This is a genomic window from Pseudomonas hefeiensis (genome assembly GCF_030687835.1).
Taxonomy (GTDB): domain Bacteria; phylum Pseudomonadota; class Gammaproteobacteria; order Pseudomonadales; family Pseudomonadaceae; genus Aquipseudomonas; species Aquipseudomonas hefeiensis.
The window spans coordinates 3,329,264-3,344,462 of sequence record NZ_CP117449.1 but is presented as its reverse complement, the minus strand read 5'-3'; the positions used below and the strand labels follow the sequence as shown (position 1 = coordinate 3,344,462).

At 59.9% G+C, this 15,199-nt stretch carries 9 protein-coding genes and 2 pseudogenes; 7 read left to right on the top strand and 4 right to left on the bottom strand.

What is annotated here, in order from left to right; translation table 11 throughout:
• Positions 1-185 precede the first annotated feature (185 nt).
• Genes phnE through PSH57_RS14740 form a run of 4 tightly spaced genes read right to left on the bottom strand, consistent with a single transcriptional unit; the run spans position 186 to position 3,416 of the window.
• Positions 186-953, bottom strand: coding sequence for a phosphonate ABC transporter, permease protein PhnE (phnE, locus tag PSH57_RS14755; protein WP_305383683.1), 768 nt, complete (start codon positions 951-953; stop codon positions 186-188).
• Positions 950-1,777, bottom strand: a complete 828-nt coding sequence (locus PSH57_RS14750; protein ID WP_305383681.1) for a PhnE/PtxC family ABC transporter permease — start codon at positions 1,775-1,777, stop codon at positions 950-952. The genes phnE and PSH57_RS14750 overlap by 4 nt, the downstream gene beginning before the upstream one ends.
• Entirely contained in the window at positions 1,771-2,568 is a 798-nt protein-coding gene (locus PSH57_RS14745; RefSeq protein WP_305383679.1) for a phosphonate ABC transporter ATP-binding protein, read from the bottom strand. Before PSH57_RS14745 ends, PSH57_RS14750 begins: the two co-directional genes overlap by 7 nt.
• A complete protein-coding gene (locus PSH57_RS14740; protein ID WP_256230250.1) occupies positions 2,565-3,416 on the bottom strand; it encodes a putative selenate ABC transporter substrate-binding protein in 852 nt (283 codons plus the stop codon). Before PSH57_RS14740 ends, PSH57_RS14745 begins: the two co-directional genes overlap by 4 nt.
• A gap of 433 nt (positions 3,417-3,849) precedes the next feature.
• On the opposite strand from PSH57_RS14740, the gene PSH57_RS14735 reads away from it, so the two are divergent.
• The 7 genes and pseudogenes from PSH57_RS14735 to PSH57_RS14710 all read left to right on the top strand — a co-directional run bounded on the left by PSH57_RS14735 (position 3,850) and on the right by PSH57_RS14710 (position 14,989).
• Positions 3,850-6,093, top strand: coding sequence for a TonB-dependent receptor (locus PSH57_RS14735; RefSeq protein WP_305444668.1), 2,244 nt, complete (start codon positions 3,850-3,852; stop codon positions 6,091-6,093).
• A 366-nt stretch (positions 6,094-6,459) separates the two neighbouring features.
• A pseudogene (locus tag PSH57_RS29315) lies at positions 6,460-6,576 on the top strand (hypothetical protein); the annotation flags it as partial.
• A 335-nt stretch (positions 6,577-6,911) separates the two neighbouring features.
• Positions 6,912-8,167: pseudogene (locus PSH57_RS14730) on the top strand (OprD family porin).
• 449 nt (positions 8,168-8,616) lie between these two features.
• A complete protein-coding gene (locus PSH57_RS14725) occupies positions 8,617-9,375 on the top strand; it encodes a molybdopterin cofactor-binding domain-containing protein (RefSeq protein ID WP_305383675.1) in 759 nt (252 codons plus the stop codon).
• Positions 9,376-9,439: 64 nt separating this feature from the next.
• The gene (locus PSH57_RS14720) at positions 9,440-10,669 is read left to right on the top strand and encodes an alpha/beta hydrolase (RefSeq protein ID WP_305383673.1); all 1,230 of its coding nucleotides are present in this window, start codon (positions 9,440-9,442) and stop codon (positions 10,667-10,669) included.
• Between the two features lie 244 nt (positions 10,670-10,913).
• On the top strand, positions 10,914-11,894 hold the full coding sequence (locus tag PSH57_RS14715) for an efflux RND transporter periplasmic adaptor subunit (RefSeq protein WP_305415861.1): 981 nt from the start codon (positions 10,914-10,916) through the stop codon (positions 11,892-11,894).
• A complete protein-coding gene (locus PSH57_RS14710) occupies positions 11,894-14,989 on the top strand; it encodes an efflux RND transporter permease subunit (RefSeq protein ID WP_305383671.1) in 3,096 nt (1,031 codons plus the stop codon). Before PSH57_RS14715 ends, PSH57_RS14710 begins: the two co-directional genes overlap by 1 nt.
• Positions 14,990-15,199: the final 210 nt, after the last annotated feature.

Below are 15,199 nucleotides of genomic sequence, written 5' to 3'. Positions count from 1 at the left end.
GGATCATTTCCGAACGGGCAGGCACGTACAACCCGCACATCGCCGCAATGCGCGCATCAGCAGAATAAGTCGGGGATATTTCAGTTCGCTGACAGCCCGCAGCGGTCCCACTCAAACCGCGGGCAAGTGGGGCAACCGCTCCGGTTTGAGGGTAGGGTGGCAAACTCGCCGCTACGCAGCAGCGCTCAGACCTTGACCCAGCGCTGACGACTCCAACTGCTCAGCGTATCGACCGCGAGAACCAGCAACAGCATCGCCAGAATCACCGTGCTGGCCTGTGCCTCCTGGAACAGGCTGAGGCTGACATAAAGCATTTGCCCCAATCCGCCGGCGCCGACGAAGCCGAGCACGCTGGCCATGCGGATGTTGTTTTCCCAGCGGTAGAGGATGTAGGCCAACAGCTGCGGCATCAGGTTGGGCAGGGTGCCGTAACAGAACGCCCATACCGCATTGCCACCTTGCAGGCGAATGGCTTCGGCCGGTTCTGGTGGGGTGTTTTCCAGTGCTTCGGCAAACAGCCGGCCGAGCACGCCGGTGGTGTGCAGCGCCAATGCCAGGGTGCCGGCATTGGGGCCCAGCCCTGCAGCCAGGACCATCAGCGCCGCCCACACCAGCTCCGGAACCGCGCGCAAGGCGTTGAGTACCAGGCGCGAGGCGCTTTGCATCGGCCAACCGAAGCGTCCGGCGGCGGGCAAGGCCAGGATCAGGCCGAACACCGCCGCGAGCAGGGTGCCAAGGGCGGACATGGCGATGGTTTCCAGGGCGCCGTGGCCGATTGCTTTCAGATGGCCGGGGCTCAGGTCCGGGCTGAGAAAACGCTGGGCATAAGCACCCATCCGGTTCAGGTTGCCGCTGTCGCCAATTTGGCCGAGGTCGATGCCCAGATAGGCGAACGAGACGACGACGGCGCCGCCGATGCACAGGAGCAACACCGCGTTGAACAGGCGGTTCATGCCAGCCTCCAGCGCAGCAGGCGACTGAGTTGATCGGCCAGCAGGACCAGAACGAGGAACGTCAACAGCATGCTGGCCACTTCACCACCGGCGAACATGCGCAACGACAGGTCCATTTGTTGGCCCAGGCCCCCGGCACCGACAAAGCCCATCACCACCGAGGCGCGGATCGCACACTCCCAGCGGTACACCGTGTAGGACAGCAGCTCTGCCGCGACATTGGGCAGGATGCCGTAGCAGAAGGCTGCCAGTCGGCCGCTGCCGGCCTGCAGCAGCGCATGTGCCGGACGCTGGTCGACCGACTCGTAGATTTCCGCGTAGACCTTGCCCAACATGCCGCTGTAGGTAATGGCGATGGCCAGCACCCCGGCGGTCGGGCCAAGGCCGACGGCGCGCACGAAGAGCAGGGCCCAGACGATTTCCGGCACGCTGCGCAGGAAAATCAGCAAGCCGCGTACCGGCCACCGCAACAGTTGCCCCCAACAGCCCGGATGGCCGCCACGGGAGGCCGCAGACAGCGACAGGGCACGGCTGGCCAGCAGGCTGGCGGGCACGGCGAACAGCAATGCCAGGGCCATGCCGGCCGTGGCGATGGCCAGGGTCTGCAAGGTGGCTTGCAATAGGAGCTCCATGAACGCTTCGTCATGGGCCGGTGGCCAGAAGGCCGAGACAAACCGGCCCATCTCGCTTTGACTGTCGCTTGCCACCAGCACGCCGAGGTCCAGCTCGCTGAAGTGAATGCCTGGCCACAGCAGGACAAGGGCCAACAGGCAAAGCAGCAGGCGAGGTCCGCTGGCGGGGTCTCGGGTATCGCGTGTCAGCATCGGGGGATCTGCACACTCAAGGGGGAGGGTGGTGGCGGCGAGGGTTGCAACTGCTCATTGGCGTAGAGTTGGTCGAGCCGTCCACGGTCGACGGCATCGGTCGGCAGGTCGAACAGGATCTGTCCGTCACGCAGGCCGATGATCCGGGAAAAGTGCGCCAGGGCCAGGTCCACCGCATGCAGGCTGGCGACCAGGGTGACGTTGTGCTCCCGGGCATGGCGGCAGAGCACTGAAAGGGTGTGCTCGGCCAGCACTGGATCCATGGCCGAAACAGGTTCATCGGCCAACAATACCTCAGGAGCCTGATACAGCACACGGGCAATACCAACGCGCTGCAGCTGGCCGCCGGAGAGTTGCTGGCATTGCGCGAACAGCTTGTCGCTCAGATCCAGCCTGGCCAATGCCGCCCTCGCGCCGGGAATATCCAGCGGGTGCAGCAGGTTTAGGAGGCTCTTGCCCATGCCCCACTGACCCAGTTTGCCGGCCAGCACCGCAGTGACCACGCGCTGGCGCGGTGGCAAAGGCGGCGCCTGGTGGATCAGGCCGATGCGCGCGCGCAGGCGCTGGCGCTGGCGGGCAGACAACTGCCAGGCTCGCTCGCCGAGTACCTGCATTTCGCCGTCACCCGGTCGCAGAGCCGTGCCCAGCAGATTGAGCAGGCTCGATTTCCCCGCGCCGGACGGACCGATGATGGCGACCTGTTCGCCGGCACCGATGTGCAGCTCCACGCCACGTAGCGCCTGGACGCCATTGGCGTGGGTAAGGCTGACCTGGGTCAGATGTAATGTCATTTGAGCAGTTCGGCGGCGCGTGCGGCTTCCTCGATGCCCTTGTAGTTCTCAGGCTTGGTTTCGATGAAGCGGCTGGCAGCCTGCAGATCGAGGATTTCCTTGTCCTTCGGGTTCGCCGGGTCGAGCGCCAGGAAGGCTGCCTTGATCTTGGCCGCCAGCGCCGGGTCGAGCGTTCCGCGCACTGTCCAGTTGTAGTCGAAGTAGGCAGGGGTGGTGGCAAACACTTTGACCTTGGCGGTGTCGACCTTGCCGGCGGCGACCAGTTTTTCCCAGACGCTGGCGTTCAGTACCCCAGCGTCCACTTTGCCGGCCTGGACCCAGGCGACGGTGGCGTCATGGGCGCCCGAGTAACCTACGCGGCTGAAGTAGCTTTCCGGCTTGATGCCGTCCTGGAGCATGAAATAGCGCGGCATCAGGCTGCCAGAAGTGGAAGATACCGAACCGAACGCGAAAGTCTTGCCCTTGAGGTCGGCGAGGGATTTGACCGCAGGGTCGGCGGTGATGAATTTACTGGTGAATTGGGCGTCCTGCTCGCGCTGCACCAGCGGGATCGCATTCCCGGTTTTCAAGCGTGCCTGCACGAACGTGAAACCACCCAGCCAGGCCAGGTCGATGCGGTCGGTGGCCAGTGCCTCGACCACAGCCGGGTAGTCGCTCACCGGAATGAACTCGACTTTCATGCCGGTCTGTTGCTCAAGATAAGCGCCCAAGGGCTTGAACTTGCGCAGCAGTTCGGTAGGGGCTTCATCGGGAATCGCGCTGACTTTCAGGGTGTCGGCGGCCTGGGCCAGCAAGGCGCTGAAAGACAGGGTCAAGCCGACGGCCAATGCCAGGGAACGCTTGAACATGGAAAATCTCCGGTACGTGAACGCAAGAATATTGAAGCGCCAGACACTCGCGAACAACCGCATGGCGCTTGGTGAGGGTAGACGAATGAGTGTGATAACGGTCGGTTTTGGCCCAGGTGAATCTCGGCCATCCAGTCACAATGCGCGGATCCTACAAGCTCAAACGCGCGATGCAAGCAGTTCTTGGCTGTTACCGCACCCTGGGGCTGGATTGTCCCGAGCGTTTACGATTTTTTCCATAGTCTGAATGATGTAGCCTCGCAGAGGCTATATGTCAGTTCGCTATCAGAGGTTTGCTGTGTCCAGGATGATCGAGCCCAGAGTGCGCTATGGATGCCTGCTTCATGTTGTATGTTGGTTCTATCTGAGTGGCGCACAGGCTGATGATCAGGATCCTGGTGCGGAACATGCAGAGCCTGGCCGGCCTTCGGTCTTGGTACTCGACGAGGTGAAGGTCACTGCCCGCCACCGTGAGGAGCGCGTGCAGGCCGTGCCGATTGCCATGAACGTGCTCAATGGTGAGCAGTTGAACGACGCGGGTATCTACCGTGCCGAGGACCTGCAACAACGCGTACCAAGTCTGCTGGTGGCGGTGCCCAATACGCGCTATGCCAGCTACGGTATTCGCGGACTCGGTTCGAGTTCCTACAACGATGGTCTGGACGGCAGTGTCGGGGTGTTCCTCGATGGGGTTTACCTGGGGCGCCAGGGCATGTCGCTGGTCGATCTGGTCGATATCGAGCGGGTCGAGGTGTTGCGGGGACCACAGGGCACCTTGTATGGCAAGAACACCACGGCGGGTGCGATCAACATCAGCAGCCGCGCGCCCACCTTCGAGCCGCAGGGCAGTGGCGAGGTATCGGTCGGCAGTGATGGCCTGCGTCAGTATCGCGGTACGGTTTCAGGCGCGCTGATCGATGGCGTGTTGGCAGGGCGCCTGACCGGTTACGACGTAGAACGCGATGGGCTCATGGAGAACACTTACGACGGCAGCCACCTGGGTGACCAGAACCGCCAGGGTCTACGGGGTCAGTTACTGTGGACGCCAAGCGAAGTGTTCAGCGCGCGGCTGATCGGTGAGTATGGTTGGCAGGACGAGCAGGGCAATGTCTTTGCGGCGAGCAATTACAGCCAGTCGAGCATCGAGCGAGCCGCCTTCGTTGGCTACCGCCAACTGCCCATAGATCCTTATGCGCGCCGCGTGCAGCAAGACGAACCCAACACGGTGAAGACGCTGCAGACCGGTACTACGCTGGAGTTGAACTGGTTGCTCGACAGCCGCGCGACGCTGACCAGCATCAGCCGTTACCGGGACTGGACCTATGACGCTGATCAGGACGGCGATGGCATGGCGTTGTCCGTCGCCGAGAACGCCGCCGTAACGCTCAATCACCATCAATTCAGCCAGGAGTTGCGTCTGGCCGACTCACCCAACGAACACGTCGACTACGTGGTGGGGCTTTATTATTTGCGGCAGAAGTTGAACCGTGAGGTGGGCGTGCGTTTCGGCGAGGACGCGGCGGCTTACTTTCTGGGTGATCGACCGGAAATCGACTGGCTGGGCGTTACGCCCGGGATGATTGCCCCCTCATTGCTTGATGGCGCGCAGCAGGACTTTGATGGTCAGCAGCGCACCGACAGCCGCGCCGTGTTCGGCCAACTCACCTGGCATGCCACGGACCGTCTGGCGATCACGCCAGGGCTGCGTTACACCCGCGAGCGCAAGCAAGGCTGGCTGTCGCGCAGCGTTTCGGGGTTGGCGCCACTGGGGCCGGACCTGATCTCGCAGTTGGCGGGTCCGTTGCTGCGTAGCACCGCACTCGGCGGCGAGTACTACCGACGTGATGCGATCGAGGAGAGCAACCTTTCCGGACAATTGACGTTCAGCTACCAGTTTGCCGATGACTTGCTCGGCTATGCCAGTTGGTCGCGCGGTTACAAGGCCGGTGGAATCAACCTCGACGTGATCGGCCCCAATGTCTCATCGACATTCGATGCGGAGCGGGTCACCTCGGTCGAGGTCGGGCTCAAGCGCAGTTTCTGGAACGAACGGGGCGTCCTCGATCTGGCGGTGTACCAGGCCGATGTCGACGACTACCAGGCATTGACCAACCGTGCGCCGGCGGACCAGTTCTCACCGCCGATCCGCGACAACCTGATCAATGTCGGCAAAGTGCGCCTGCGTGGTATCGAACTGGACGCGCAACTACGTGCCAACGAACGGGTTGACCTGCGACTGGGAATCGCCTGGAGTGACGCACGCTACCGTGATTTCCCCAACGCGCCGTGCTCGCCAACCAGCGCACAGTGGTCGTGCGATTTGGGAGGTCAGCGCGTGTTCAACGCTCCGCAGTGGAACGCCAATGCCGGAATCGACTATCGCCACCCACTGGAGCATGGCCTGGAACTGTTCAGCGCCCTGGACTACAAATTCCGCAGCGGTTACTACGGCACGCTCGAGGGTGGCCCAGGCAGCTATCAGCCATCCTACGGGCTGACCAACCTGCGTCTCGGACTGCGCCGCAGCAACAGGCGTTGGGAAGCCGAACTGTGGGCGCGCAATCTGTTCGACGAGAACTACATCACTGCCGTGTACGCCCGGCTTGGCGCGGGTGACTACGGGGTGCTGACCGGGGACCCGCGTAGTATGGGCATGACGTTGCGAACGCGCTGGTAGATTGGGTGGTTGCCGGAATGATGCTCGTCAAAGAATTGGTGCGTAGCGAATAGGTTTTTCAGCGATGCAATGAGCGGTGGTGATGGAAAGCGTCTGGCGGCAAATCTGCCGGATAGTCCGGCAGGTGCCGACATATATTGTTACGTGTAATGTATATTATGTTAAACGCGATGTGTAAAGGTGTTTACTCATAGTGTCACCTGCACCCTAAAACCGGACTTTGCCACGAATTACCAGAACCCTCCGAAATCAACGACCTATGCTCCCTGCCTCCAGAGCCTTCGAGCTTGCCGCCGGCTTCGGCCACCGGTCCCTCAGACTTGAAAACCAGAATCTCTTTCCACCACATCAGTCTATGTCTCCCACTGCACTGGCAACTTCACGAAGATTGTCCAGCGCCTGCCTGTGCGCATTCGCATCGATCCCGATCAGCATCATCAATGCCGACGTCAGCCCGCTGCAGGCTCCCGTGTTTGCCGGTGATCGCGCTGTGCAACTGGGGGCAACGGCCCTTGGGATTCTCTGGTGGCTATATGCTGCGCGGGTGCTTACGGAAATCATCGGTCTGTGGAATTAACAACATTTAACTCGCAAGCCACGGCCCTGCAACCAAGAATGAAACCCTCTGCGCATACCTGTTTATCCAAAGGAGGTGGTGCTGACCCTTCGTGTAATGCGCTGGCGCATTCCCATCGTTTCAAGGACATTATTATGGCCCACGTTCAGCACAACGTCGCCCGCGCGTCAGCCACACAAACGCGAGGTACACCATGAAGAACCCGGTGCTTTGCTGCTGCCTGTTGTGTGTTGGAAAGGTTATGGCTGCAGACTCGACAGAGCCCAAAACCTCGGACTTTCTAGAGGACGCAACGCTCAACGTTATCAGCCGAAATTTCTTCTTAAACAATGATAACCGCTCCGAAAACGCCGCGAAAAATTACCAGCGAGAATGGGCACAGGGCTTCATCACGACGTTTGAGTCAGGCTTCACGCCCGGAACATTTGGTTTTGGTGTGGATGTGCATGCTTTTGTCGGGCAAAAACTCGATGGCGGTAAGGGACACTCAGGAACCGGGCTTTTACCCGTCGACAGTGATGGAGAGTCCGCACAAAACTTCAGCGACGGTGGCGGCGTGATCAAGACTCGCCTCTCGCAGACCTTTATCAAGTTCGGCGAGATGGAAGTGGAAACCCCAGTCTTCGACACTTCCGACAAACGTCTGCAACCCGAATACGCAACGGGATGGCTCTTAGAAAGTGACGAGCTTACTGGCATACACTTGGTCGGTGGCAAATTCACGGCATTCAAAAACCAGGACTCCTCCTCTTCTAAAGGGGATTTTGCCGGGTATGGCGTTAACACCGATATGGGCTCAATCAGCTTCGTTGGGGCTGACCTCACGTCCAACAAGAACCTAGGCGCCAGGCTGTATTCATCCCAGCTAACAGACACTTGGAGACAGTATTATGCGAACGTGTATGTCCGTCGCTGGGATACGTTTGTAGATTTCAACATCTACCATACGATTGACTACGGGCGCTCAGTTGCGGGAGGCATCAACACAACAGCTTATAGCCTTTCTGCCAAACACAATATTGGCAACCAAGCCTTTACCCTGGCGGTCCAAAAAAATCATGGTGACACGCCTTTCGATTTCGTAGGGGGCGACTCCATATACCTAGCCAACGCCATCAAGTTCGCCGATTTCAATGGCCCCCCATGAGCGTTCCTACCAAGCCCGCTACGACCTGGATTTCGCATCCATGGGATTTCCTGGGCTCAAGTTCATGTCACGGTATGTGACTGGACGTGATATCGACGGTACTCATGCGCCGCAAGGAGGGGCTTACTTCCCTTTTGATCCTAGCGAACAGGAGTATGTCCCTCAGCAAGGCAAAGGCGGGAAGCACTGGGAGCGCGACATTGATCTAAGCTACACCGTCCAGTCCGGGGCCGGCGAAAGATCTTTTAGTGCATTTCACCCACGTTTCTCATCGGGCGAACGAAGCACAAGGCGGGCCGGACATCGACCGCATTTACTTTATCCTTGAGTACAACTTCAAACTGCTGTGATTCCTCAGCCGTTGCAGAAAACGACGGATCTCAACAGACATGCGATCCGCTCGGAACAGCCTTGCCCGGACTCAATTTTCAGCCCTGCGTATTTGGCGACGATCTGCTTGTCCACCAGCCCTCATAGCCCTCATAGCCCGCCAGCAGCGATTAAAACGCTTTCAACAGGAAATCTAAAAAACTTTGGTGCGCTATCCGACGTATAGGCACCCTCACCCACCCACCTTGGCAAGTTGGTGCAGTAATGACAACGGTAAGCTCCTGCCCGATTTATTGATGACACTTTCAGATAATCAGCAGCAGGAAGTAACCCGTGCACGGTCAATCAGTTCGAGCAGCGTGGCGTTTGACATGTTCCTGTCAGCCGCCAGTCACCCTGACGTCAGTTCCGCCCACCTAAAGTAACGCCATGACTGGTCCTGCGATGTCAGCCGCAAGGAGAAACGCAAATGAGCCATCCTGATACCCACGACAGCGCTCTTAATCAATTCACCTGGCCATCGACGCTTGACAGCAATCTGGATAGAAAAGACCTGCTGCTCTGCGTGTTCGCCGAGCAGCGATTGGTGGCCGCGCAGGTCCGAGCCTGCAAGCTGGATCAAAAGGACTACCTGTTGTCCCTGATTGATTCGGCGTCCACGGTGAGCGACGGCACTGGGCCGCCATCAGGTTTCGATGCCAATCGAATGCGCAACGTCATCGCCGAAGCGGCCACCAAGGGGCATTGGGGCAAACCCTCAGGACATGGCCGAGCGCAGGGCATCGCCGCACACTATGACTCGCAGACCTGCGTGGCAGTCGTGCTCGACGTCGAGGTGAGCGACGAGGGTCGCGTGAGCGTTCATGACATGGTGGTTGTCGCGGACTTGGGGCTTGTAGAGAACCCTGGTCGCCTGCGCTCGCAGCTTAAAGGCGCCTGCCTGATGGGGGTGGCGTTCGTGACGTCCTGTGATAATGGCTCCCCCACGGATAATCCGAGCCCGGTAGATGACAGTTGCACCAACTGGCCACTCCTCTCGTTGCTGCCGAGGCAAATCGCGGTGTACCTGATCAATCCCACTCAGACCCTTGAGGCCCGCCAGCCCAGCCAGCTTATTTACGTGCCTGTCGTCCGGGCTTTGTGCAATGCGATTTGCAACGCCACGGGCGCCCGTCCCGGCCACTTCCCGTTCAGAAGCCAATTGCTCGAAAGAACGGTATATCGATGACACCGCCTGCGGGGTACATCTTTCGTTTTTGATGGAATATCAACATGGACACACAGGAAAACCGATGAAAGCACTCTACGCGCTCTTGCTGATCGGCCTTACCGGTTGCGCGCGCGCCCCGGTCGAGGTCGCCCAGCCAGCGCCGGTCAGCTTCGGCGACTATCGCTTGCAAACTCTGGCACAGATTGAGCGCAATCGGCATTTTCAGAATCCCGACCACACCTTGGAACTGGCCTGGAACGCTCCCCGTGAGTGGGTGCCCGTGCAACCCAATGGTAGAGGTGTTCTTCTGGTTCATGGCCTTGGCGATTCGCCTGGCTCATTCGTAGATATCGCGACACAACTGGCCAGCCGAGGATATCGGGTACGCACCGTGCTGCTGCCCGGACACGGCACCCGGCCGGCCGATATGCTCGACGTTGATATCAATGATTGGCGTCGAACCGTGGAACAACAGGTGACGCTGCTACGCAAAGATGTCGGCCACGTCTACCTCGGCGGTTTCTCCACCGGTGCCAACCTGGTTGTGGCTTACGCCATGGACGATCAGTCGATCGCCGGGCTGCTGCTGTTTTCCCCGGCGTTCAAGTCCAACGTTCCGTTTGATTGGGTGTTGCCGTGGCTGGCAAAGGTCAAACCGTGGCTACGGCAGCCGGCCAGCGCGGCCCCACAGCAGACGTCACTGCGCTACCAGAACGTGCCGACCAATGGCTTCGCCCAGTTTTACCTGAGCAGTACCGCCGTGCGCAGCAAGCTGGCATTGCACGGCTTCGACCGCCCGGTACTGGTGGTCAGTGCTGCCCATGATTCGGTGGTGGATGTGGCCTTTGTACGGGACTCTTTCAATCGGCGTTTCCCCAATCCGGGGTCGCGGATGATCTGGTACGGCAACCTCGCCAACGAATTGCAAAGTCCACGCGTGTTGGTGCGCAGCGACCAGTTGCCGGCCGAGCAGATCAGTCAGTTTTCCCATATGGGTGTGCTGTTCTCCCCCGACAATCCGCAATACGGTCGACAAGGTAACCAGCGCCTGTGCTGGAACGGCCAGAGCGACACGGCGTACCAGCAATGCCAGGCAGGTGGCCCTGTCTGGTATTCGGACTGGGGTTATCGTGAGCCAGGCAAAGTCCACGCACGGTTGACCTACAACCCGTACTTCGCCTGGCAATCTGAGGTTATGGCGCAGGTGCTGGAGGCCGGGGCTCAAGAGCACCCCGGCAACCCGGGCATTGGCGGTGGCGATGCAAATGACAGCAACCGCTTAAATCCTCGGTCCGAACTGGCCATGGATTGATCGCGATGTCGTGAATCTTAAACTGCGCAGGGAAGTTGTCGTCATGTTGCAATCGAAGATCCCCCGTACCGTTTTCAGTGTGTCGCTGACACTTGGCAGCTTGTTGATCATGGGTGGCACAACGTGGTGGCTGTGGTCGCGAGAGTCGGTGGCTGCTGTGACAACCGCCCCGCCTACGGTTCCGGTCAGTACAATCGAAATGCGCCACCGCGACGTGCCTGTACTCATCCACGCGATAGGTAACGTGCGCTCTCTGCACAGCGTCGAAATCCGCTCCCAGCTTGACGGCTTTCTGCTGGAGTTGCCGGTCAAAGAAGGTCAGGTCGTCAAGCGCGGAGATCTCCTGGCACGTATCGATGATCGCGCCATCATTGCCGCCCTGGAGCACGCCAAGGCACAAACGTCTGTGGCTCAAGCTCAGTTGGCTTCGGCGAGCCTTGATCTCAAGCGTTACCGTGTACTGGCCACGAACCAGGCTATATCGGCGCAAACCCTCGACCAGCAAGAAGCGATGGTTGCTCAATTGCGCGCAACGGTGCAGAGCCAGCAAGCGACCGTCACCGCCAATCAGGTGCAGTTGTCCCATACCCGGATCCTGTCCCCTACTGATGGTCGGATCGGCATCCGTAACGTTCATGAAGGCAGTTATGTCCGGGCCAGTGACACGCAAGCCTTGTTTTCAGTGGTTCAGCTGGACCCGATCAGCATCGAGGCCGCGCTTCCCCAGGCGCTCCTGCCGCAGTTGCGTACGCTGGTTGCCGGCGCAGGGCAAGCGCCGGTGACCCTTCGCGCGTACTCGGGCGACGGCGGTGAACTTTTGAGCGAGGGAAGCCTGAGCCTGATCGATAACCGGGTTTCCGACGCCACTGGGACGGTGCGGATCAAAGGCGACTTTGCTAACGCCCAGGGACGCCTATGGCCGGATCAATCGGTGGTGATCACTGTGCAGGCCGCGATACTGCGCGAGGCCATGGTGGTGCCGCAGCGTGCTCTGCGACAGGGCGCGCAAAATACGTTCGTCTGGCGCGTCAGAGACGGCAAGGCCTCTCCTCAGCCAGTGACGGTCACCTACGCCGACGCTGACATTGCGGTGGTCGAAGGCGTTGAAGCCGGCGACCGGATCGTTGACGACGGCTATTCACGGCTGCGTCCGGGCACGCAGGTACACATGCTTGATGGTCGCGATACAGCACCCTCCTCGGTCGCCAGCGAAAGTGCTTTCTGATGGCCGGCCGCAATGTCTACGCCTGGTGTATGGATCACCCCATCGGCACTATTTTGTTGAGTTTTGCTCTGGTATTGCTCGGGGTGATCGCCTACCCCCGTTTGTCCATCGCACCGCTGCCGGAAGCCGATTTTCCGACGATCCAGATCACCGCGACACTGCCGGGAGCCAGTGCCCAGACCATGGCCTCCTCGGTAGCGACGCCGCTGGAAGTCGAACTGAGCTCGATACCCGGCATTACCGAGATGACCTCGGCCAGTTCGTTGAGCATGCTGACGCTGACGCTGCAGTTCGCGCTGGACAAAAATATCGACGCGGCCGCGCAGGAAGTCCAGGCGGCAATCAATAATGCGTCGGCGCGTTTGCCCAGTGACATGCCTAGCCTGCCGGTATGGCGCAAGGTCAATCCTGCCGACAGTCCGATCCTGATTCTCAGCGCTTACTCCGCTAACTTGTCGCTGATGCAAGTCAGTGATCTGGCCGATACCGTGCTCTCTCGGCAACTCAGTCAGCTGGCGGGAGTTGGCCTGATCAACGTAGTGGGCGAGCGCCGCCCGGCGATCCGTATCCAGGCCCGTCCAGAGGTTCTCGCGGCCGCCGGTGTGACATTGGCAGACATCCGCACCGCAGTGCAGAGCGCCAGCGTCAATCTGCCCAAGGGGGCTTTGTTCGGTAAACACCGAGTCTCCCATCTGGAAGTCAACGATCAGCTCTTCGAACCCCGCGAATATGACAATGTCATTGTCACCTACCGCAACGGCTCGGCGGTGCGGGTACGGGATCTGGCACGGGTCACATTAGGCTCCGAGGATGACTACACGCAAAGCTGGCCCAATGGCCAATCGGGCGTCGTACTCGTGATCCGGCGACAGCCGGGGGCCAACATCGTCGCCACCGTCGATCGTATTCAGGCAGCCCTCCCCCATCTCAAGGCGTCCTTGCCAGCAGACATGACGGTCGACGTGTTGAACGATCGGACCCGCACCATCCGCTCCTCCTTGCATGAGGTGGAGTTGACGCTGGGCATCGCGATCATTCTGGTAATCGGCGTCATGGCGTTGTTCCTGCGACAACTGTCAGCCACGCTGATCGTGACCACTGTGCTGGGGGTATCGTTGGTGTCGACATGCGCGGTGATGTACCTGGCCGGTTTCAGCCTGAACAACCTGACGCTGGTGGCGATTGTCATCGCGGTCGGTTTCATCGTCGATGATGCGATCGTAGTGATCGAAAACATCCACCGACACCTGGAGCTGGGTGAGGACAAACGCACAGCGGCGCTCAAGGGCATCAGCGAAATCGGCTTTACGGTGGTGTCCATCAGTGTGTCGCTGATTGCCGCCTTCATCCCCCTGCTCTTCATGGGTGGCGTGATCGGTCGATTGTTCCGCGAGTTTGCCCTGACCTCCGTGGCCGCCATCATGCTTTCGGCAGTGGTCTGCCTGACCCTGGCCCCGACGCTCGCCTCCCTTTTCATGAAGGCGCCCAGCCATCGTGTCGAATCAGACAAAGACTTCTTCGCCGGTTTGCTAAAACGCTACGATCGCACATTGACCTGGACGCTTGGTCATCAGCGAATCATGTTAGGCGTGTTTTTTGCAACCGTGGCCCTCAGCGTGGCCAGTTTCATCATGATTCCCAAAGGCTTCTTTCCATTGCAGGACACGGCCTTCATCCAGGGGTTTACCCAGGCCTCCGCCGACATCCCCTATGAGGAGATGGTCGAGAAACACAAACAACTGGAAGCGATTTTCAGCAAGGATCCGGCGGTCATCAGTTATAACCACGCCATCGGTGGCACCATCACCGACTCGATCGGCAATGGTCGGGTCTGGCTGGTGTTGAACGACCCGGGGGAGCGCGACGAGACGGTCAGTCAGGTCATTGACCGGTTACGCCCGCAACTGGCGCAGGTGCCTGGCATCCAGGTGTTTCTGCGCGCCGTGCAGGACATCAACCTCAGTGCCGGCCAGCCCCGGGCGCAGTATCAATACGTGTTGCGTGCGCAGAGCAGTGCCGAGCTGGCGACCTGGGCCACCGCGCTGACCGATCGGCTGCGGGCCAACCCGCTGTTCCGTGATGCTTCCCATGACCTGCAACTGGATGCCAACATCACCCGTATCACCCTGGATCGCGACGAGGCCGCACGTTATGGCTTCACCGCCCAAGACCTGGACAACGCGCTGTACGATGCCTTCGGACAACGGCAGATAAGCGAGTACCAGACCGAGGTCAACCAATACCAAGTGATACTCGAACTGAGCACGGCACAACGCGGCAATGCCGAAAGCCTCAGTTACTTCCACCTGCGTTCGCCGCTGACCGGGCAGATGGTGCCACTCCTCACGTTTGCGCGGATCGAGCCGCCGGCGAGCGGTCCTGTGGTAATCAACCACAACGGCATGCTGCCGGCCGCAAATCTGTCTTTCAACCTCGCCCCTGGAGTTGCACTCGGGCAGGCGGTGGCGGCACTTCAGGACATCGAACGCGAGATCGGCATGCCGACGTCTGTGAACGGCACCTTCCAGGGCTCTGCCCAGGCGTTCCAGTCGTCCCTGGCCAGCCAACCGTTTTTGATCCTGGCCGCGCTGGTGGCCGTCTACATCATCCTGGGTGTGCTTTATGAAAGCCTGGTGCATCCACTGACCATCCTTTCAACCCTGCCGTCCGCCTGCATTGGCGCGATTGTGTTGCTGTGGGCCTGGCAATTGGACTTTTCGATCATGGCACTGATCGGCCTGATCCTGCTGATCGGCATCGTCAAGAAAAACGGCATTCTGCTGATCGACTTCGCCATCCACGCACAGCGCGAACGCAACCTGTCCGCTCGCGACGCCATCCATCAGGCGTGCCTGGCGCGTTTTCGGCCGATTCTCATGACCACTCTGGCCGCCCTGCTCGGTGCCGTGCCCTTGATGATGGCCTTCGGCACGGGTGCCGAGTTGCGCGAACCGCTCGGGGTCGCAATTGTCGGTGGCTTGATGCTCAGCCAGGTGCTGACATTGCTGACGACGCCGGTGGTGTTCGTGGCACTCGATAACCTGCGCCACCGGAAAAAAGCTCAGCCTGTCGCCAACCTGGAGCACTCTGCATGATTTGCAGACCGCCACGTCTTGCCAAGGAAGGCTTCGAGGCTAGCCGTCCGCTCTCCGGCGATTGCCTCCCGACCCATGTGCTATTGTCAGAGAGACGGATCTAATCATACGTCCGCTCTGACTCAGTGCAGATCGCAGGGCCGATATGGAGATCACCTCTGTGGTGAATGTACACCGATTGTTCGACACAACGCCCCCTGCTGCTCCCTG